Source organism: Vibrio sp. 1401 (assembly GCF_033340295.1).
On record NZ_JAWOWF010000597.1, the window covers coordinates 1 to 588 of the forward strand.

Here is a 588-nt window from a genome sequence, read left to right on the forward strand (position 1 = left end):
GGAGCGCATTTTTGAACAAATTTGTGGCTTTGGTGAATACGGATTTCCAGAAAGTCATTCAGCGTCTTTCGCCGTTTTGGCGTATTGCTCGGCATGGCTAAAATACTACTATCCCGCAGAGTTTTATACGGCACTGTTAAACAGCCAACCAATGGGGTTTTACAGCCCTTCTCAATTGGTGCAAGACGCTCGTCGTCACGGCGTCGAAGTTCTGCCTATCTGTGTCAATCATTCCTATTACCAGCATCATTTGATTCAACGCCCCAATGGCCGACTTGGTGTGCAACTGGGCTTTCGATTGGTTAAAGGCTTTAATGAGGAAGGCGCGACTCGCTTAGTCGAACGACGACCAAAAACGGGCTATCACTCAATACAAGAGGTCAAACAAATCTTGAGAAGTCGTCGTGATATCGAATTATTAGCTTCTGCAAATGCCTTTCAGATCTTATCGGGTAACCGTTATAACGCACGTTGGGCAGCGATGGATTCACTGTCCGATTTGCCTTTGTTTCATCATATCGAAGAGCCAAGCGTTAGCTATCAAGCACAGCCATCTGAATATGAAAGCCTTATTGAAGACTATGCCAG

1 pseudogene is annotated in these 588 nt (G+C 45.6%); it reads left to right on the top strand.

The annotated features are described in order from the left end of the window. Positions 1-588: pseudogene (locus tag R7Z77_RS27045) on the top strand (error-prone DNA polymerase); the annotation flags it as partial.